Annotated in this window: 22 protein-coding genes and 1 other annotated feature; of the genes, 7 read left to right on the top strand and 15 right to left on the bottom strand. The window is 42.7% G+C overall.

Annotation, left to right across the window (positions count from 1 at the left end):
• Window positions 1–5: 5 nt before the first annotated feature.
• The 5 genes from GRQ40_RS14880 to pepV form a co-directional block, all read right to left on the bottom strand.
• Window positions 6–686, bottom strand: a complete 681-nt coding sequence (locus GRQ40_RS14880) for an LrgB family protein (RefSeq protein ID WP_159720279.1) — start codon at window positions 684–686, stop codon at window positions 6–8.
• On the bottom strand, window positions 686–1,087 hold the full coding sequence (locus tag GRQ40_RS14885; protein ID WP_066150107.1) for a CidA/LrgA family protein: 402 nt from the start codon (window positions 1,085–1,087) through the stop codon (window positions 686–688). Before GRQ40_RS14885 ends, GRQ40_RS14880 begins: the two co-directional genes overlap by 1 nt.
• A 15-nt stretch (window positions 1,088–1,102) precedes the next feature.
• On the bottom strand, window positions 1,103–1,660 hold the full coding sequence (gene thpR / locus GRQ40_RS14890; protein WP_044745883.1) for an RNA 2',3'-cyclic phosphodiesterase: 558 nt from the start codon (window positions 1,658–1,660) through the stop codon (window positions 1,103–1,105).
• Between the two features lie 78 nt (window positions 1,661–1,738).
• A complete protein-coding gene (locus GRQ40_RS14895) occupies window positions 1,739–2,923 on the bottom strand; it encodes an MFS transporter (RefSeq protein WP_066150101.1) in 1,185 nt (394 codons plus the stop codon).
• An 89-nt stretch (window positions 2,924–3,012) separates the two neighbouring features.
• Window positions 3,013–4,425, bottom strand: a complete 1,413-nt coding sequence (gene pepV / locus GRQ40_RS14900; RefSeq protein ID WP_044745881.1) for a dipeptidase PepV — start codon at window positions 4,423–4,425, stop codon at window positions 3,013–3,015.
• A gap of 445 nt (window positions 4,426–4,870) precedes the next feature.
• Between pepV and GRQ40_RS14905 the strand changes: the two genes are divergently transcribed.
• Window positions 4,871–5,092, top strand: a complete 222-nt coding sequence (locus tag GRQ40_RS14905; RefSeq protein ID WP_080862041.1) for a DeoR family transcriptional regulator — start codon at window positions 4,871–4,873, stop codon at window positions 5,090–5,092.
• A gap of 116 nt (window positions 5,093–5,208) precedes the next feature.
• Here GRQ40_RS14905 and GRQ40_RS14910 read toward each other — a convergent pair whose 3' ends face one another.
• On the bottom strand, window positions 5,209–5,955 hold the full coding sequence (locus GRQ40_RS14910) for a pseudouridine synthase (RefSeq protein ID WP_159720280.1): 747 nt from the start codon (window positions 5,953–5,955) through the stop codon (window positions 5,209–5,211).
• 116 nt (window positions 5,956–6,071) lie between these two features.
• On the opposite strand from GRQ40_RS14910, the gene GRQ40_RS14915 reads away from it, so the two are divergent.
• Complete coding sequence (locus GRQ40_RS14915) at window positions 6,072–6,365, top strand: hypothetical protein (protein ID WP_082741709.1); 294 nt, start codon at window positions 6,072–6,074, stop codon at window positions 6,363–6,365.
• 23 nt (window positions 6,366–6,388) lie between these two features.
• Here the strand turns inward: GRQ40_RS14915 and GRQ40_RS14920 are convergent, their stop codons facing one another.
• Entirely contained in the window at window positions 6,389–8,011 is a 1,623-nt protein-coding gene (locus GRQ40_RS14920) for a putative polysaccharide biosynthesis protein (protein ID WP_066150099.1), read from the bottom strand.
• A gap of 117 nt (window positions 8,012–8,128) precedes the next feature.
• Here GRQ40_RS14920 and GRQ40_RS14925 point away from each other — a divergent pair, with 117 nt between their 5' ends.
• The gene (locus tag GRQ40_RS14925; RefSeq protein WP_066150096.1) at window positions 8,129–9,397 is read left to right on the top strand and encodes a BaiN/RdsA family NAD(P)/FAD-dependent oxidoreductase; all 1,269 of its coding nucleotides are present in this window, start codon (window positions 8,129–8,131) and stop codon (window positions 9,395–9,397) included.
• A 9-nt stretch (window positions 9,398–9,406) separates the two neighbouring features.
• Here the strand turns inward: GRQ40_RS14925 and GRQ40_RS14930 are convergent, their stop codons facing one another.
• Complete coding sequence (locus GRQ40_RS14930; RefSeq protein ID WP_044745878.1) at window positions 9,407–9,586, bottom strand: sporulation protein Cse60; 180 nt, start codon at window positions 9,584–9,586, stop codon at window positions 9,407–9,409.
• Window positions 9,574–10,086, bottom strand: coding sequence for a hypothetical protein (locus GRQ40_RS14935; protein WP_236546342.1), 513 nt, complete (start codon window positions 10,084–10,086; stop codon window positions 9,574–9,576). Before GRQ40_RS14935 ends, GRQ40_RS14930 begins: the two co-directional genes overlap by 13 nt.
• 686 nt (window positions 10,087–10,772) lie before the next feature.
• On the opposite strand from GRQ40_RS14935, the gene GRQ40_RS14940 reads away from it, so the two are divergent.
• The gene (locus GRQ40_RS14940; protein ID WP_159720282.1) at window positions 10,773–12,047 is read left to right on the top strand and encodes a helix-turn-helix domain-containing protein; all 1,275 of its coding nucleotides are present in this window, start codon (window positions 10,773–10,775) and stop codon (window positions 12,045–12,047) included.
• Window positions 12,048–12,067: 20 nt separating this feature from the next.
• Window positions 12,068–12,196 carry a hypothetical protein gene (locus tag GRQ40_RS18805; RefSeq protein WP_255375093.1) on the top strand — a complete coding sequence of 43 codons (129 nt, stop codon included), beginning with the start codon at window positions 12,068–12,070 and terminating at the stop codon, window positions 12,194–12,196.
• An 82-nt stretch (window positions 12,197–12,278) separates the two neighbouring features.
• On the opposite strand, the gene GRQ40_RS14945 is transcribed toward GRQ40_RS18805, so the two are convergent.
• From GRQ40_RS14945 to GRQ40_RS14970, 6 genes are all read right to left on the bottom strand, one after another.
• On the bottom strand, window positions 12,279–12,584 hold the full coding sequence (locus GRQ40_RS14945) for a rhodanese-like domain-containing protein (protein ID WP_044745875.1): 306 nt from the start codon (window positions 12,582–12,584) through the stop codon (window positions 12,279–12,281).
• Between the two features lie 67 nt (window positions 12,585–12,651).
• The gene (leuS, locus tag GRQ40_RS14950; RefSeq protein WP_159720283.1) at window positions 12,652–15,069 is read right to left on the bottom strand and encodes a leucine--tRNA ligase; all 2,418 of its coding nucleotides are present in this window, start codon (window positions 15,067–15,069) and stop codon (window positions 12,652–12,654) included.
• Between the two features lie 75 nt (window positions 15,070–15,144).
• Window positions 15,145–15,374, bottom strand: a binding site (T-box leader).
• 91 nt (window positions 15,375–15,465) lie between these two features.
• Window positions 15,466–16,041: a DUF2087 domain-containing protein gene (locus GRQ40_RS14955; RefSeq protein ID WP_159720284.1), complete on the bottom strand. Its 576-nt coding sequence runs from the start codon at window positions 16,039–16,041 to the stop codon at window positions 15,466–15,468.
• Between the two features lie 122 nt (window positions 16,042–16,163).
• Window positions 16,164–17,357: an MDR family MFS transporter gene (locus GRQ40_RS14960; RefSeq protein ID WP_159720285.1), complete on the bottom strand. Its 1,194-nt coding sequence runs from the start codon at window positions 17,355–17,357 to the stop codon at window positions 16,164–16,166.
• Between the two features lie 376 nt (window positions 17,358–17,733).
• Entirely contained in the window at window positions 17,734–17,889 is a 156-nt protein-coding gene (locus GRQ40_RS14965) for a glycogen biosynthesis protein GlgD (protein ID WP_066150075.1), read from the bottom strand.
• Window positions 17,890–17,908: 19 nt separating this feature from the next.
• Window positions 17,909–18,172, bottom strand: a complete 264-nt coding sequence (locus tag GRQ40_RS14970) for a YtzC family protein (RefSeq protein ID WP_066150072.1) — start codon at window positions 18,170–18,172, stop codon at window positions 17,909–17,911.
• Between the two features lie 154 nt (window positions 18,173–18,326).
• Here GRQ40_RS14970 and GRQ40_RS14975 point away from each other — a divergent pair, with 154 nt between their 5' ends.
• Window positions 18,327–19,280 carry a tRNA modification radical SAM protein MnmL/YtqA gene (locus GRQ40_RS14975; RefSeq protein WP_159720286.1) on the top strand — a complete coding sequence of 318 codons (954 nt, stop codon included), beginning with the start codon at window positions 18,327–18,329 and terminating at the stop codon, window positions 19,278–19,280.
• Window positions 19,277–19,849, top strand: a complete 573-nt coding sequence (locus GRQ40_RS14980) for a tRNA 5-(aminomethyl)-2-thiouridylate-methyltransferase MnmM (RefSeq protein ID WP_159720287.1) — start codon at window positions 19,277–19,279, stop codon at window positions 19,847–19,849. Before GRQ40_RS14975 ends, GRQ40_RS14980 begins: the two co-directional genes overlap by 4 nt.
• Window positions 19,850–20,088 lie beyond the last annotated feature (239 nt).

Raw genomic sequence — 20,088 nt, forward strand, 5'->3', positions numbered from 1 at the left:
TCTTTCTATAATAAAACAGAAACAAATAATGGACAAAGGAAAGCAGCTAAAATAGCACTTAATGTCATCGCAATCGAGCTTATCGCGGCTGCTTCCTTTCCGATTTCCAACGCTTTAGCCGTTCCAACACCATGAGAAGCGGAGCCAAGCGCAATTCCAACACCAAGCGGATGCGTAATTTGCAAAGCCCGCAATAGAGGCGGTCCAAATACCGCTCCGAAAATCCCGGCAATCATCACATAAACAGCGGCTAAAGCCGGAATGCCGCCAATTTCCTTTGCAATATCCATGGCGATTGGCGAAGTGACGGATTTGGGAAGCAAAGAGAACAACACCTTTTTATTCAGATGAAACAAAACCGAAAAACAAGCTCCGCTTACAATCGCGATCATGGCGCCTGCACAAACCGCCTGAAAAATAGGCCAAAATTGACGCTTCAGCGTCTGACGATGATGGTAAAGGGGAAAGGCAAGAGCGACTACAGCAGGACCAAGCAATCGCCCAATCCATTTTCCTCCTTCCATATAGGTTTGATATGGAAGCTGAAACCACAACAAAACCGCAACGAGGGTCCCTGTAGTCGTAACAATCGGCAAAAGAAGCGGTGTATAAAAGCGAACATATAATTTTTTCATGACTTCATAAACAACAAGGGTTAATAAAATAAAGCCGACAGCTCTTTCCATTATCCATTCATCCCCTTTGTCTCCTGATGAATTTCTGTTTCTTTTTCGGCTTTTTTCGCTCGCCATTGCCCGATCGCACCGCTTGCTGTCATGACCATTACCGTGCTTATCATCACAACCGCGATCGACAGCAAGCCTCTTCCCTGAAAAAGGGAGAGGTAATCCGCAATTCCAACGGTGGACGGAACAAATAAAAGCGGTAAATACGACAACAGAAACTGGGCTCCGTCACCAAGCCAACGCTCTTTGACGACGCCTGACATCAACAGGAAAAACAACAACAGCATCCCGATGATGCTGCCCGGAATCGGCAAATGAAACCAATGCTGCAGCCACACGCCGATCCCATACAGCCCATATAAACCAGCCACTTGTACTGCTATAATCAAGGCTCGTTTCATGCTGTTCCTCCCTTTCTAATGGCTGAGCGGAAATAAAGCAATGGCTTCATATTTGGGCACTCGGTCAAGATGCGTTCGATACAAAATCACTTCTTTCACAGTAAAACAGCCTTGAACACGCTCAAAGCTTTTTAACTTCTCTAATGAAAACTCTTCCTCCCCCTGCCATTTGCGGGCAATCGTAATATGCGGAGCAAATGGGCGTGCATCTAGCGTAAAACCAATATGTTCACATGCCCCATATACATCATTTCGCAGAGCAATAAGAGCCTGTTCTTGTTCCACCGTCTGCCACAGAATGCGCGGTGCCCGAGGCTGACCGAAAATTCCAATTTCCGCAAGCGTTAACGAAAAGCGTTCATGCTGTTGCCCGATTTCGTGCAATTTTTCGCAGACCGCTTCCCCCTTTTCCGTGGGCGTCTCTCCTAAAAATGCCAAAGTTATATGGTAATCCTGCTGATGCACCCATGTGCGAAACGGGAAATGCGATTTCACGCTTTCACTCCATTTTGCCAGCTGCTCCTTTATCTTTTCTTCTAATGTAACGGCGATAAAATAATGCGTCTTGATCATCAGCTTTTACTCCCATCTACAATAACATTTGATTTTCTAGATTTTATCAAATTCTATTGGATAAAAAAAGGACATCCCTTAAGAGATATCCTTCATCCTTTTTCTGTCCCATAATGCGATGATGGCTAAAATGGCTAAACCAGCCACTGTTAATAGGCTAAAAAACCAATAAATATCACTGGCATGGCTCTTGTCTAAAATGTAGCCGCCGATCACTGTACAAAACCAGCTGCCCAGTCCATTGCTGACTGCTGAATATAGCGAAACAGCCGTCACTCGAACGCTCTCCGGTGCCGTTTCCCGTACGTATTGCAAAGCTACTGGAATAAACAAACCGACAGAAAAGCCTTGAGCAACGGTGGTCACATAAATGAGCCAAAGCGGCGGCTCAAAGAAATAAAAGAACCAACGCAACGCTGAAACAGTCGCAGCAAAGGCTAAAATCGTGATCATGCCATACCGGCGGGTCAGTTTGTCTGTCATTTTCATAAACGGGGCTTCACTTCCAGCAGCCAATAAAAAGGCAAAACCGACTCCTGTCAGCGTCCCTCCCATTTCTTCCACAAACACCCCGAAATAAAAGTTGTTTGCATAAATCGGACCGAATACGAGAAAGGCCGCCGCTAAAAACAAAACAAACTTTGGAATTTTAAACAATTGCGCCATTCCGCGTACAACGGCTGTATTCATGGAATGACCTTCACGCGGCAGCTTCCAAGCAAGACCAGCTGACAATAACAACATAAAAGTGAGTATATAAAAAATAGCAACAAGGGAGAACGTTTCCGAAAGCCAGCCGCCGACAAGCCCTGCAAAAGCAAAGCCGATGGATCCCCATAAACGTATCGATCCATAATTTCCTGATGTTTTTTGCACATAATTTAATGTAATGCTATCAGAAATCGGTACAATCGCGCTTTGGGTAAAAGCTAACAGAACAGCCATAACCACAATCCACGTATATTGATGCACCGAAGAGTACATAACGCTAAATAAAGCTGTAAGCACAAACGCTGTCGTGAGCACGGTCACTGGCTTTTTCGTATAATCGCAAATCATTCCCCAAAGCGGTTGAATAAAAATGGTCACAATCGGACTTATCGACATAATCATCCCAATTTCCGTTCCTGAAAGCTTCATTTCATTTTTTAAATAAACAGATAACAAAGGAAAGAATGCCCCAAAACCAAAAAATGTACAAAAATAAACAAGTAAAAATACGATTTTCAATGGCAATATCTCGCGCCTTGCCGAGACCTCCATACTCCCCACGTCCTTTCATTCAGAAAAAACACCGCCCAGCACGGAGCGGTTATGGTTTCTTTCTATTGTAATGCGTTTTGAAAAGCTTTTCATTTCGCAAGTTCATAAATGGCCTGAGCATAAATCGCTGTTGCCTTCAGCAAATCGTCAATGATCATGTACTCATCCTTTTGATGAGCGACATCCGGTCTTCCCGGAAAAAGCGGTCCAAACGCTACTCCCGCTTCTAGAGAACGGGCATACGTTCCACCGCCAATCGAAAGAAGCGCCGCACGTTCTCCAGTTTGCTCTTCATATACACGCTGCAGCGTTTGAACAAGCATATGGCGGCGATCGACATAATGCGGTTTGGAGTCGCTAAAATGGGTAAGAGAAAACCCGTATGGTTTTGCTGTTTGCTCAATCACTTGCTTTGTTTGTTCCAAATCGTTCGTTACCGGATAGCGCAAATTGATTCCGATCCTACCTCCCTTGCCCTCATGGTAGGAAAGAATGCCGACATTCACCGTAAGATCGCCGGTCATATCGTCAGAATAAGCAATCCCGAGCTTTTTCCCGCGAGAATCATCACGAAAGTAACGATCAAGAAATTGGACAAATGCTTTTGCTTGAGCATCAAGCGGCATATTCGCTAAAAAAGCAGCAAGCAACACTCCGGCATTCTTTCCTTGATCCGGTTCCATCGCATGGGCTGAAACTCCTTCCACCTGCAACGTTATTCCGTGCTCATGATTGATCGCTTTTCCCTTTACATGAAAGTCTGTTAGAAATTGCTGAAAACGCTGTTCCATCTCAAGAAGCAGCTTTGTTTCCGCGCGCAATTCCGCTACAGCCAAATCAGGAACCATATTATAACGTCTTCCTGCTTCTAACGATTCAAGCCGAATGCTTCCATTCTCATTGTCGGCCGCTGTGATTTGCTCCAAATTCAAATCAACAATTCCTTTTTCAGCGTAAATAATCGGAAAGTCTGCATCCGGCGCAAATCCCATTGTCGGCATTTCTTCGTGCTGAAAATAATGATCTACGCAGCGCCATTCGCTTTCCTCATCTGTCCCAATAATCATGCGCACGCGCTTATGAAGCGGCAAGCCAAGCTCCTTCACAATCTTCATCGCGTAAAACGCTGCCATCGTCGGCCCTTTATCATCAATCGCCCCGCGCGCATATATTTTTCCGTCGCGAATGTCCGCAGCAAACGGATCACTTGTCCAACCGTCGCCAGGCGGAACTACATCAACATGGCATAAAATGCCGATTAATTCATCCCCCTCTCCCATTTCTAAATGACCGGCAAATCCGTTCACATTCTTAACAAGAAATCCTTCCTTTTGTCCCTTTTTAAGCAAAAATTGCAGCGCTTCATCTACCTCCTTTCCAAAAGGTTGCGAGGCAGTCGCGCTTTTTTCATCCAACACGCTCGGTATTCTTAAAAATTCTTGTGTATCACGAATCAGTTCATCTTTTCTTTTAAGCACTTCTTCCAGCCAATTGATTTGCATATCTGCCACCTCATTTCATGGTCTCTTTTGCTAATAAAAAATAAAAATAAGTAAAAAGAGGTAAAAACAAACAATAATAAATATTTGTGTCACATTATATCTTGTATATAGTAGCTTGCCCCCGACAGCAGAAAAAATGGAGCGACTTCTTTTTCATCAGCGCTCTAAGTTCTATTTCCTCATTGTATGTAGCAGAAAAAGCTTATTTTGGTTCATAAAACCATGTTTTTTTCAATCATAACACAATCAAGTAAAAACAAACATATTTGTTACAAACAAATGAAAAATGTTGAAATATTTTGTAAATCGCAATAAATGTGTAGCATGTTTTGGTCTATTTCGTGTAAAATAGTAGTAAAAGAAAAACAACTAGATATAATCTCTCATCTTAGAAGCAGCGATGATGTTGTGCCATGCGAATTATGTAAGGATAGGGAGTGGTCTTTTGAAACCTTCTACTCATCGGATGCTAACGCGGATTAAGTCTGTTTACATGTTTATCAGCGAGAGAGGAACTGTAACAACGCAAGAGCTCGTTGATGAATTCGGCATCACTCCAAGGACAATTCAGCGTGATTTGAACGTGTTAGCATATAATGACCTAGTTCGCAGCCCAAGCAAGGGCAAATGGACGACAACCAATAAGAAGGTGAGGATGTCCTCTTAAGTCGGTCATTAGAAAAAAGGTGAGAGGTTATAAAAAAACAAAACGGTCATTAGCCTCAACATACCGTAACCATGAATGAAAGATCATGAATATAGAAAAGGAACCTTATTCAAGATTTAAAGGTTCCCTTTTTTTATTTCATGTGCTGAAACATTTTTCAGCATCTCTATTTCCTCTTCTGTTAATTCTCGATACTCCCCAAGCGCCAGCGACGGATCAAGCACAAGCGGCCCCATTTGAATGCGTTTCAGATAAACAACGCGCTTGCCGACTGCTTGAAACATGCGTTTCACTTGATGAAATTTTCCCTCCGTAATGGTCACTTCGACATCCGAACGAGTCCCAGGTTTTAAAATTATCAATTCAGCCGGCTTGGTTTCATACCCATCATCCAAAATAACACCGCGACGAAATGCGGCAATATCCTCCTCATTGACTTCACCGTCAATAACAGCAAAATAGGTTTTTGGCACATGCTTTTTCGGAGACAACAGCTGATGAGCAAGCTGTCCGTCATTTGTTAATAAAAGCAACCCTTCTGTATCTTTATCGAGCCGTCCTACTGGAAATGGCGCAAAGATTTGATCTTCTTCTTCAAGCAAATCGACCACCGTTTCTTCCATGTCGTCTTCCGTTGCTGAAATTACTCCAGGCGGCTTATTCATCATCAAATAAACAAATTCTTTATACTCTACCTCTTCCCCCCAAACCGTAACGATTTGCGTCTCTGGATTCACCTGTGTTTTCGGATCTTTCACGATGACACCATCCATTTTTACTACGCCGGACTTCAGCAGTTTTTTTACTTCTTTGCGCGTTCCATATCCCATATTCGCTAACATTTTATCAATCCGTAAACTCAACATAAACGCTCCTTTCCTAATTTTATCAAAAGTATGAATTTAGACGTTTGCCTATTCCGCATCCTCCCATCCTTACATACAATACTTAAGAATAATAAAGAAAGGGGAATTTGCCTATGAGCAATTACTATCAATACTACTACCAGCAACAGCCATATACAGGAGGATTTCCAGACTATCCAGCGGAGGCGGACACCGGATACGACAACCGATTCCCTACTAGCCCAGCTCCAAGCGGTTTTCCAGGCGGCTTTCCAGGCGGTCATCCTGGACCTTCGGGAACGCTGGAACAACGCTTAAATCGAATGGAACGAACCATTGAGCGACAGGGCGAGCAAATTAACCGACTTAATCGCCGTCTTCAACGCGTCGAGCGTCGTCTTGGCATTCCTCCTACAGGTCAATTTTAAAAACGGAGACAAAAGAAGGCGGGTCACGAAACCGCCTTCTTTTTCCGTTGTAAAAAGGCAAAACGATTGCCAAATAAAGAGGAAATAAGCCCGAGCCGCTCGCTTAGCAAGAAATAGATCCCAGCACCAACCGCCGCACAAATGATCACAATGACCACTGATTCGACTTTTCCACCGTTATAATGGAACAGCCATTGACATAAATGAAGCATAACAACCGCTCCGATCGACATAATCGCTGTCAAAATCATGACTAAAATCGTGCGCCGAATAACGAAATTGTAACGGTATTTTGTGTATTTTTGGATAATAAATAAATTAAACACGACCGAAAGAAAATATCCAAACGTAGTAGCTAAAATCGCTCCAATGGTAGCGAACTTTGTAATGAAGAAAGTATTTAGTGAAAGCTTGACTAATAATCCAAGCGTCAAACTTATGACTGTAAAGCGCTGCTGGTTGATGCCCTGCAATACGGCAGCGGTAACAGAAAACATCGCGAATAAAATCGCCGCCGGCGCATACCAGCGAAGCACTTGCTCGCCGAGCGGATCGTAGTTGTAAAACGCCGCATACATCGGCTCTGCCAAAATGGCCATTCCGACGACCGCCGGAACCGTTAAAAACATCACCACTTGAAACGTCTGATTTAAATATTTGCGAAACGATTTCCGGTCACCGGAGATATAAGCTTTCGTAATCGTTGGAATCAATGTCAAACCAAATGATGTCGCCAGCGTCACAGGAATAATGACAAGCTTTTGCGCCCATACATTAAAAATGGAATACGCTTCTTCGGAAATTTTCGCAAGCCCGATGCTGGCCATCGCCCGGTTAAAGGTAAATTGGTCAATTAGCTGATAGAGCGGTGTCGCCAGCCCAACAAACACAAACGGAGCGGCATACATAATTAATTCTTTATACATATCTTTTAAAGAAGGATGAAGCTGTCCCCGGTCTTGTGTGAGCAATTCGGCTAAATGCTCTTTACGTTTCCACCAATACCAAATTAATATGGCAAGTCCGCCTAGAGCGCCAATAAATGCCGCAAATGTTGCCAAGCTAATCGCTGTGACAAGCGACCCATGCAAAACACGCAGCACAATGTAACAACTGGCCAACAGAAAAATAATACGGATCAGCTGTTCCACTACCTGCGATGCAGCGGTCGGTCCCATTGACTCGTGCCCTTGGAAAAATCCGCGGATTAAACTCATCACTGGCACGATAATTAAAGCGAAGCTGACAGCGCGAATGACGGTGACAACATCAGCAACGGAATTTCCCTCTACTTGTTTATCAATCACAAATGGAGCGATCCAAGGTGCGATCGTATAAAGAATCGCACAGGCGGCAATGCCGGTGATCGTCATTAGCAATAGCCCCGAGCGAAACAGCCGATAGCCCGTGCCGTATTCCCCTAGCGCATTGTATTTTGAAACAAATTTTGAAACCGCAAGCGGCACTCCCGCTGTAGCAAGGCTGATAAAAATTTGGTACGGCACATATCCATACGAATAAAGCGCTCCACCCCGTTCTCCGACAAGCGGATAAAACGGAATGACATACACTAAACCAAGAATGCGCGACAGCATCACACCCGCTGTCAAAATAAATGTTCCACGCAGCAATTTTGAAGCTGACATAACATCCCTTCCCTAGAGTGCATCTTTTCACAACTACTGTATTTTATCACATTTGCGGGCAAGTCGAGAAATTTTCATCTCTCGACTATAATAGAAAAAGAAAGGTTGGTGAAGCAAGTGAAGTATGATGTCATTGTGATCGGAGGCGGACCATCAGGATTAATGGCAGCGATTGCGGCCGGTGAGCAAAAAGCGAACGTCCTTCTTATAGATAAAGGGGACAAGCTGGGGCGCAAGCTTGCGATTTCTGGAGGCGGACGCTGCAATGTGACCAATCGGCTGCCTGTTGAGGAAATCATCAAGCATATTCCAGGAAATGGCCGTTTTCTGTATAGCGCGTTTTCGATCTTTAACAATGAAGACATTATTCAATTTTTTGAGCGGCTTGGCGTTTTGCTGAAAGAAGAAGACCATGGCCGAATGTTTCCTGTATCAGATCATGCACAATCTGTTGTCCAAGCGCTAATCAATGAACTGGACAATCTTAAAGTACATATTCGCCTGAATACACCAGTTGCTGATGTGGAATATGAAAATGGAAAAGCGGTCGGCGTTACGTTAAAAAATGGAGAATTTATTGCCGCCAACAGCGTCGTCGTCGCCGTTGGCGGAAAATCCGTTCCTCATACGGGATCGACAGGAGACGGCTATGCATGGGCGAAAAAAGCCGGGCATACCGTAACAGAACTATTTCCGACAGAGGTGCCGATCATCTCCAATGAATCATTTATTCAAGAGCGCATATTGCAAGGACTCTCCCTGCGCGATATCGCATTGAGCGTTCTGAATCAAAAAGGAAAAACGGTTGTGACCCATCGAATGGATATGATTTTTACCCATTTTGGTATCTCCGGTCCGGCTGCGCTCCGCTGCAGCCAATTTGTCGTGAAAGAGCGAAAAAAAGCAAATGCGGTAACGATGAGTATCGATGCGCTTCCTGACGAAAACGAAGAAATGCTGTTTCAGCGCGTGGTTGCTGCCATCAAAAATGAGCCAAAAAAAGCGATCAAAAATCTCTTAAAAGGACTCCTTCCCGAACGCTATTTATTATTTTTATTAGAAAAAAACCATATAGATCCGCAAGCATCGGCAAGCACGCTCGCTCATGAAAAGATTCGCGCCTTCATCTCAAGTTGCAAGCATTTTATGTTCCATGTCCACGGCACTTTGCCAATCGAAAAAGCGTTTGTGACGGGCGGAGGTGTATCGGTAAAGGAGATCCATCCAAAAGAAATGGCATCCAAGCTAATGGAGGGACTTTATTTTTGCGGCGAAATTTTAGATATTCACGGCTACACGGGTGGATATAACATTACAGCCGCCCTTGTCACCGGACGGCTTGCGGGAATGAACGCGGCAAAACATGCTTTACTACATCGGGCTTAGCCATTTTCGCTAGGCCCGATAAATGACCATCGCTGAAAAGCAGTAAATCTGCTCTCCCTCTGACTCCATTAGAGCCACATCATATTTAATGTCGATAAGCTGTCCTTCTTTTAATCCTGATAAAAATTGATTGACGGATATTTCCAAATCTTTTTCATGCTCTTCATCAAATAATTTTACTTTGTACATTTTGCTTCGATCATCTCCCTTAGTCCTTTTTCATTTAGCCCTTTCTGGCAAAATTGAAAGGAAATCCGTTTCAACCGCTTTGTGCGGTCAATGATCTGGCCAAGATGATAGGAGGTGTGTTCCACTACATGATACATCCGATGCATATCGACTCCCTGATCCCATTCCAGCCGTTTTTCCACCTCCACTCGCCATTCATTGAATATTTCTTGCACATATTCGCATAATTCCCCGGAAGTCCAGTGACCATTTGGAAAATATTCTTCCATTCCATTAGAAAATTGGACCGTTGGATTCGAAAGTTGCAACGTGTTTCTGTGAATATGCTCACAAATATGCAAAATGATTCCGCCAATCGAATGGCTTTCTTCCGTTTCGCAACACCATATTTCGTTTTCGTCCAAGCATTGAATAGCCGCCAGCAGCTTCGGCAAATAATGATCGCACATTCGATGAAGCGAAATATGCAGAAATAGTGGCAAACTACGTTCTAGGCCCATTTTCATTCTCCTTTCTATCTAATCAACTTGCTTCTTACACGCGATCACTGCAAATGTATTGTTTATTTCCTTAAAGATATCGATTTTCCTCTTTTTGCTTTGGAAGAATCAAACGACAATATTTTGCTTTTTTTTCACTACTGAATTAAAATATTGATAAAATATTTTCTTAACAAGTTTTTTTCACTCATTTTTCATCTTTTTTTAATATCGAACAAACCACGAACATCCGTAAATCGAATAGACGAATTTATTTTCCAAGATTATTAACAATCCATGAAACTGCTATTTAACTGCTATTTTTCTGATTCAAGACCAAATGAAAAAATAGCGGACTGCATTTTTTAGTTTGATTTGAATATTAATATGATTAGGAATATAATGGTGACTAAGCGAAGGAGTTTTTTCATTTTTTGAAATTGCTTAACAACCTAACATTTTCTCAATATAGCTAATCCACTCCATGTATAAACACCATTGAAAGGACCTATTTTTATAATCTAGAAGATCTGTTCTTTTTCGACTAAAAGCGGCAACATCTATGACTATCATCTTATTTTTTAGGACATAAACATGAAATGTGCGTTATATGGCCATATTGAGAAAATGCTGTCGAAAAGACCTAGCTATTAAAAGAAGGGGGCTTTATTTTCTCAATATAAAAAAAGGGGGGTAGGCATTGATTTATGTACATTTTGGGAGATAATATAGATATAGACATCGGGATGATTATCGCGATTAATCGTCAACAAAAAGGCATGACACAAGAAGAGCTATCCAAAGGGATATGTTCCGTTCCGTACTTAAGCAAAATTGAAAACAACAAAATCACTGCCAATGAAGAAATTATTGTGCTGTTATTGTCGAGATTAGGTCTCAGCTACGACAACATCATTTCTGAGCAAAAGCAATTAAACGAGGATATTTTGGCGTGGTACCAGGCGATTATCGATCGCGACACAAGCCAAGCAGATCAATATGCCCATTCTTTGTCTGAAAAAATCGAATTTATCGAAAATATCAATCTCGTTATTCATTACAAGCTCACGTTATTGCGTTACCATCTTTATAAAAACCAGCTATCCTCCGCCTTAGAATTGATCGATTATTTCACCAAGATTAAAGGAAAGCTGACAAACGGGCAGTTGCTTTATTTCTATTGCTTTTACGGCATTTATTTATGCATGAATCAGCAATATGAAGAAGGAATCCAAAAATTCGAAATGGCCAAAAGCATTAGCGATAAAATGCGCTATACTGAGCCTGAACTGATCTATTATTTAGCGTTGACTTACTGTCATTTATATCGCCCTTCATTAACATTAATATATGGACATCAGGCACTGGAATTATTCGATTCTTCTTCATATTATTTAAGAAGTATTGACTGCCAAATGATGATTGGTATCAGCTATGTAATTATCCAGCAATTTCATCAAGCAAAATATTACTTTGATAATATTTTAAATATTTCAAGAAAGCTAAAATTACCTGATATTATCGGAAAAGCATTGCACAATCTTGGCTATTTATATACAACAAAAGGGGATTCATCTAAAGCGATTGATTATTATTTAAAAAGTTTGAACTATGAGAAAGATGAGCTTGATTACTTAACGACTACTTACTACTTAGCTAAAGAATATGTTCTAATTAATGATATCGCTTCAGCAACAAAATGGATTGCCGATGCACTCGAAAGGTTAGAACAATCTCCTATTGCTGAACATTTGTTGCACAAATTTTATTGCTTACATCTAGAAATATCAGGAAAAGAGGAAGAACTAAAAATATATCTTGAACAAACTGTTATTCCTTTTTTCGAAAAAACCTATGACTGGATGTATTTGACCGATTGCTATGAAAAATTGGCGGATATGTACGCCAAGCAGTTTTTCTATAAAAAAAGCAGTCATTACTATCAATTAGCTAATAAAAAAAGAAAACAATATATTATTTAAAAGTTAAAGGAGGAAATCATATGAAAAGAAAGATTTTCGCTTCAATTCTTGCCCTTGTAACCGTATTGGGAGTAGGATTGACTGTATCAAATGACGGTCAATCCAAAGGCGCTCCAGTGCAACCAAACATCGTTTATCCTAACTATTGATCTAAACCTTTTAAAACTTTCAGCGACATTTTTTAGGCTGATGTCAGTTGATGACATCAGCCTCTTTTTTGGTTGCGGCATTTTATTCTACTTCTCCCTCCCATGCCAGCATGCCGCCGACCATATTGCAAACGCTGTAGCCCAGCTCCTGAAGGTAGCGGCAAACATTTTCGCTGCGCACCCCAGAGCGGCAAATAAAAATGTATTCCTCTTCCTTATTGAATTCTTCTAGACGATGTGGAATCTCGCCCATTTTGATATGTTTCGCTCCCGGAATCATGCCATACGCTACTTCTTCGTCTTCACGCACATCGATTAAATTTAATTTTTCCCCTTTTTCCAGCCTTTGTTTAAGTTCCTCTGCTGTTATTTCTTTCATTTCTTCCATTTCTTTTTCTCCTTTCTTTTTAAAGCAAGTCCCTCACAGCCTGAAAGAGTGAGGGACTTGCTTTTGATTAATTGGCCACAATATTGACTAGCTTACCTGGAACGGCAATCACCTTACGTATCGTTTTTCCGTCGAGCTGTTCTTTCACTTTTGCGTCCTCCAAGGCGATTTGCTCCATTTGTTCTTTCGAAGCATCCGCTGGAACATGGAGCTTCGCGCGCACTTTGCCGTTCACCTGTACGACGATTTCTATCTCATCTTCGACTAATTTTGTTTCATCATACACAGGCCACGCTTCATACGCAATCGTATTTGTATGGCCAAGCTTTTCCCATAGCTCTTCGGCAATATGCGGACACACTGGAGATAACAATTTCACAAACCCTTCCATATACGCTTTTGGTAGAACAGGGGCTTTATACGCTTCGTTAATAAAGACCATTAATTGGGAAATCGCTGTATTGAAACGAATAGCTTCGTAGTCCTCAGTGACTTTCTTCACCGTCTGATGGTATACTCGCTCAAGCGTATCCTCTTCTGCCTGATCGACGATTTTCGGATTGAGCTCGCCATTTTCCTCAACAAATAATCGCCATACACGATCCAAGAAACGGCGGGCACCATCCAAGCCTTTTGTCGACCAAGCGATCGATGCTTCGAGCGGCCCCATAAACATTTCATATAAACGCAATGTATCGGCCCCGTGGCTTTCGATAATATCGTCTGGATTGACGACATTTCCCTTTGATTTACTCATTTTTTCGTTATTTTCGCCAAGAATCATTCCTTGGTTAAAGAGCTTTTGGAATGGCTCTTTTGTCGGCACCACGCCGATATCATATAAAAATTTATGCCAAAAGCGCGCATATAGTAAGTGCAGCACCGCATGCTCAGCTCCGCCGATATAAATGTCGACCGGCAGCCATTTTTGCAATTTTTCAGGATCAGCCAGCTGCTCGCTGTTGTGCGGATCAATGTAGCGCAGGTAATACCAGCAGCTTCCCGCCCATTGCGGCATTGTATTCGTTTCGCGGCGGCCTTTTTTGCCTGTTTGCGGATCAACGACATTGACCCAATCCTCGATATTCGCCAGCGGCGATTCGCCTGTTCCTGACGGTTTAATTTCACTGGTTTTCGGAAGCATCAGCGGAAGCTCTTCCTCCGGCACTGGCGTCATCGTGCCATCTTCCCAATGGATGATCGGAATGGGTTCACCCCAATAACGCTGGCGGCTAAAAAGCCAGTCGCGAAGGCGATAGGATACTTTCTTCTCGCCTTTTCCGTTTTCTTCAAGCCATTCAATCATTTTCTTAATGGCTTCTTCTTTATTTAAACCGTTTAAAAAGCCGGAGTTCATATGCTCGCCATCGCCTGTATACGCTTCTTTTGTCACATCGCCGCCCGCGACGACTTCCTTAATCGGTAAGTTGAATTTTTTCGCAAATTCATAGTCGCGTTCATCATGTGCTGGCACCGCCATAATCGCGCCTGTGCCGTAGCTCATTAACACATAATCAGCAATCCAGATTGGCAATTTTTCTCCATTTACTGGATTGACCGCATAAGCGCCTGTAAATACACCTGTTTTTTCTTTCGCTAAATCCGTGCGCTCAAGATCGCTTTTGCTTTGGATTTGCTGCAAATAGGCTTCTACTGCTTCTTTTTGCTCAGGTGTCGTAATTTGGGCTACGAGCGGATGCTCAGGAGCAAGCACCGCATACGTTGCGCCAAACAATGTATCCGGACGCGTGGTAAATACGGTAAATGTCTCGTCATGTCCGTCGACGGCAAAATGGACATTGGCTCCTTCTGAACGGCCAATCCAGTTGCGCTGCATTTCTTTAATGCTTTCTGGCCAATCCAGTTCCTCCAAATCCTCAAGCAAGCGATCTGCATAAGCTGTAATGCGAAGCATCCATTGCTTCATCGGCTTGCGGATTACCGGATGCCCACCACGTTCGCTTTTTCCATCAATAACCTCTTCATTCGCCAAAACCGTTCCAAGCGCCGGGCACCAATTGACAGGCACTTCATCAATGTAGGCTAAGCCTTTTTCATAAAGCTTTAAAAAAATCCATTGTGTCCATTTGTAATAATTTGGATCAGTTGTATTGACTTCGCGATCCCAATCATAAGAAAATCCTAGCGATTTAATTTGCCGGCGGAAGTTATTAATATTTTGTTCCGTAAACTTGGCCGGATCGTTTCCAGTATCTAACGCATATTGCTCAGCTGGCAAGCCAAACGCATCCCACCCCATTGGATGAAGCACGTTATATCCTTGCATGCGCTTCATTCGCGCTAAAATGTCAGTCGCTGTGTATCCTTCTGGATGCCCGACATGAAGGCCGGCTCCCGAAGGGTAAGGAAACATATCAAGCGCATAAAATTTTTTCTTTCCTTCCTCTTCGCTCGTCTTAAATGTTTTGTTTTCTTCCCAATATTTTTGCCATTTTTTCTCAATATCAAGATGATTAAAGCTCATGTCACGTCCTCCCATCTTTCTGCTTCTATTTCCACAGTGTTAACAAAAAAGAAAATAAAAAACCCCTCGCCCTTCACAAGGGACGAGAGATTGAACTTCCCGCGGTACCACCCTGTTTAGCGCACAAAAAACGTGCGCTCACTCGATTCCTTAACGCAGATTCACGGCGAACATTATTAGGCAAAACAGCCGTTCATATTCGCAACTCAAAGGCGAGTTCATGAACAAACTTCGGTTGACTTGCACCATCCGTCAACTCTCTGCATTCCGTATTGCTCACTACTAATCCTTTTCACTGTTATTTGACAATATTTTATTATAATCATTATTTTAAGAAATTTATCAGCTTGTTGCAAGTAAAGGAAAAAAATAAATGAGGCCCATCCTCTACCCCTGTTATTCCTTTGCCCACATTTCTTCCGGATTTAGCTCATAAATGCCATTTTCGCGATACATATAGTTGTGAATAATAAATTCGCGGCGAATCGCCGCATAGTCATCATGAAATTTTTTAATATACTCATTTAACTGCTTTTCTTCATATTTCTCTCCTTTTTTCAGGCCTTTTAGCATGTGCTCCAGTACGATCAGTTTCTTTTTGCGTTGAGCTGGAAGATGCTTCAGCCGTCCTTCGCACGTGAAGAAATGGTCAATAACCTTTTGCCGTTCTGCCGCTTCTTTTCTATCTTTTTCCTTCTCCGCTTGCTCCGTTAAATCCGTTAACGCTGCTGCGTAATGATCCATCACTGGCTTATTTAAATAAAAATAAATGGTATTGCCGTCGCGCCGTTGATAAACGACATTCACTTCTCTTAGTTTATGCAAATGATGGGTAATGGTCGGGGGAGTCAAGCCAAGTTTTCCTGCGATTGCCTGTCCATGCAATGGCCCCTCAGCAAGCAGCTTTATCATGCGCAAGCGCGTCGGGTCACCCATCGTTTTAAAAAAGCTCACTAACCGGCTTAATTGCATCGGTTACGCCTCCTTTTCATCTGTCACCCTTAAAATTCGATATAAACCTAATTAGATATATATCGAATTAATGGCGCATTGTCAATAAAAAATAAAAAACATTCGGAAGAACTCCGAATGTTTTAGACAGCTGCTTTTGTTTCGATTGGACTTTCTTGCTTAAGCTTGCGGTCATAAATCGCTGTCGTCAAAATGGAAATAAGAACAAAAACAAATAGGATCGCAAGCAGCGGCTTCATTCCAGCATGATCCACAACCAAACCGCCAAGAACTGGACCGATCATTCGTCCTGCCGTTGCCGTGCTGTTCACAATTCCTTGATAAAATCCTTCCTTTTCCTGTGATGCCAGCTGGCTGGCCACGGTTGGAATCGCGGGCCAGACCATGATTTCAGCGATTGTCAATACAACCATCGCGGCAACAAAGTGCCAAAATACACTCGCCTGCCATAAAATCAAAAAGGAAAGGGCAAAAATAAAAAAACCAACGATCATTTGCAGCTTCAGTTGATTGGACCAACGGCTTAACAGTTTTCCAAGCAGCGGTTGCGCCAGCACAATCAGCACTCCGTTTATGGTCCAAAGCAGGCTATATTGCCTTAATGAAAGGCCAAGCTGTTGGGTGTAAGCCGCAACAGTCGTAGACCATTGAACATAGCTTAGCCAGCATAAAAAATAACCGGTGCATAAAATCAAAAACGCGCGCCACGCCGTTCGTGAATGTATAGAGACAGAAGCAGCATTTTTAATGGATGGCTTTTGCCCACTCTTCCATTGAACAGCCTTTAATCCAAAAAGAACAACAACCAAAAACAAAAGGTACATAAGAGTATTTGTGATGAAAATCCACTCAAACGAATAAGAAGCAATCCAGCCACCGAAGGATGAGCCAGCGGCTACCCCAATGTTGATCGCCACGTAGACTGCATTGAACGCCCTTCTTCCTCCTTCTGGCCAAATTGCGCCTGCATAAGCATTCACAACCGGAAAAACAAGGCCAGATCCCAATCCGATCACGGCAAGTAAGATAGGATAAGCAGGCCATCCATGGAAAAAAACGAGAAAAACAATGGCCACTAAAGTCGTCACCGCTCCTAGCATTAATGACCGAAAGCCGCCCCATTTATCAAATAAAATCCCACCGAGCAGATTGCCAACGATCGTCGCAGCAGAATTCAGCATGAGCACAACCCCAGCTACCGCCAAAGATTTATGCAGCTCTTCATGAACATAAATCGCATTTAAGGGCCATAAAAAAGAAGCCCCTGTTACGTAAAAAACCATCCCAATCAGCAGCATCCAAAGCTCACGGGGCATACAAGTTCCTCCTAAAATGATTTCCATTTCCAAATTCATTGTATTCGTTTTTCAAAATCAACGCAATCAAAAAGCAATAGCGGCTTTGATACACATGGCGGCGATATAGAAATAAACTCGTGGGCCCAAAACTCATGGTCAGGAGGCAAGCGGTGCTTACCTCAGCCACGCCAAAACGCCGAAAGCGGACGATCGGCTGCTTACATAGGAAACAAAATATAGAAGCACCCAAGTTCTATCGCTCATCTCATCGGTGCAGGCAATGCCTAAAAAAATGGAGCTCGATTTTTTCTCCTTTCTGTTCAAGCTTTTACACCGCTTCCTTTCCACAAAAAAGAGCTTGCCTATACATAAAAATAGGAAGCTCCTTGAACTCTTATGATTCAATATGCTGTTTCGATTTTTGCGGCTGTCCGCCCGTTTGCTCATACGCTTTTTTAGACTGTTTGACGGGGTCAAACTCTTTTCCTAATTCGGGATCGTTATGTCTCGTGGTTTGTTCGGGATTGTTTTGCTTGGAACGTTTTTTCATGTTACCGGTTCCTCCTTTTTTAGTGATCCAGCAAAATCATGTCATTTTGCAGCTGCTCCAATTGCAATCGCATACGATGCAGCTGTTCACGCTGCTGGGCATTACAGCTTAAAGCCAAATGAGCTAAATCGTTTACTGTATTTTCAAGCATTTGCTGGGCATTCGTGTATTCCGTATCGTTATAATGCTCTTGCTTTTGCGCTTGATAATATTGATCCTTCGCATAGCGAACGACATCCTCACAATGCTGTAAAAATTGTTCAACTGATTGCCGCGTTGCCATTCTGTCCCCTCCAACTGAAAAATAATCATTTTCCACTTTTAATGTGCGCGATTCTTGTTTCCATTATGACGTTAATGATTGGCAACGGTCGATTTTTCATAAAAATCATGCTACAATGCTGAAATGACATGATGCAAACAAAAGGGGGATGCTCATGAACCCATTTCCATATACGACAGACCATAAACGCTACCATACATGGAACTATCACCTGCGACAAACATTTGGTCATAAAGTGTTCAAAGTTTCACTTGATGGAGGCTTTGATTGCCCTAATCGCGATGGCACAGTGGCTTATGGCGGATGTACCTTTTGCAGTGCAGCCGGTTCTGGCGATTTCGCAGGAAATCGTTCGGATGATTTAGTGACTCAATTCCATCATATTAAAGAAAAAATGCATGCTAAATGGAAGGAAGGGAAATATTTAGCCTACTTCCAAGCTTTCACCAATACACATGCTCCTGTTGAAGTGCTGCGCCAAAAATATGAAACCGTGCTAGGCCTAGACGGGGTCGTCGGTCTATCGATTGCCACCCGCCCCGATTGTTTGCCAGATGATGTCGTCGAATATTTAGCAGAATTAAATGAGAGAACGTATTTATGGGTCGAGCTTGGCCTGCAAACCGTCCATGAACGAACAGCGCTGCTTATTAACCGGGCTCACGATTTTTCTTGCTATGTAGAAGGAGTCAAGAAGCTTCGCAAGCACGGGATTCGCGTTTGCACTCATATTATCAACGGATTGCCGCTCGAGAATTATGATATGATGATGGAAACAGCTAAAACAGTGGCTGAGTTAGATGTCCAAGGAATTAAGATTCACTTGCTGCATTTGCTAAAAGGAACGCCAATGGTGAAGCAATATGAAAAAGGATTGCTGAAGTTTTTATCTTTTGATGAATATATCCAGCTTGTTTGCGACCAGCTCGAAATTTTGCCTCCTGAAATGATCGTCCATCGCATTACCGGAGACGGCCCCATTGATTTAATGATCGGGCCGATGTGGAGCGTTCATAAATGGGGGGTTTTAAATGCTATTGACGCCGAACTGAACAAACGCAATAGCTATCAAGGGAAATACTGCACAAAGGAAGGGACAGCGATATGAAGCTTGCACGCATTCTCCCGTTTGCCCGTTCGCTGATTGACTTAGCGGTAAAAAAAGGAGACATCGCCGTCGATGCAACGGTCGGAAACGGCCACGACACTCTATATTTAGCAGAACGTGTCGGAAAAGAGGGGCATGTGTTTGGCTTCGATATTCAAGCACAAGCCATTCAAAACACAATGGGACGCCTACAAGAGCATGGTGTAATGGAGCAAGTGACATTGTTTCAAGCGAGCCATGACCAATTAATTGAAAAGATTCCGCAGCGCCATCACGGTCAGATCACCGCCGCCATTTTCAATCTCGGCTACTTGCCTGGCGGTGATAAACAAATTGTAACAAAGCCGCATTCCACCATTCGAGCGCTCGAACAGCTATTACAAATCATGGCACCGGAAGGCATCATCGTTTTGGTTATTTATCACGGGCATCCCGAAGGAGCGATTGAACGGGATGCATTGCTTAAGTATGTGCAAACATTAGATCAAAAGCAGGCCCATGTATTGCGATATGAGTTTATCAATCAAATCAACAGCCCTCCATTTATTGTAGCCATTGAAAAAAGATAAAAGTCCCACAAGCGTTGATCATCCAAGAACGGCAACAGCCCCATCCATTTGCCCGCAAAACGTTCTTTGTTTAAGAAGGGATTGCCGACTACAAAAAAAAGCGTGGAATCCAGCAAGGCCGATTCGTTTTATTGGTTGATCCACACACTTAGCTCAGCTTCATTCTTTGTCTGTTCAATGTTTGATGCGGAATGGATGAAGTTCAAAATAAATAGAAGACCAACTCAAAATGGACTTCG

This window comes from Anoxybacillus sp. PDR2, from assembly GCF_009834045.1.
Classification (GTDB): Bacteria; Bacillota; Bacilli; order Bacillales; family Anoxybacillaceae; genus Anoxybacteroides; species Anoxybacteroides rupiense.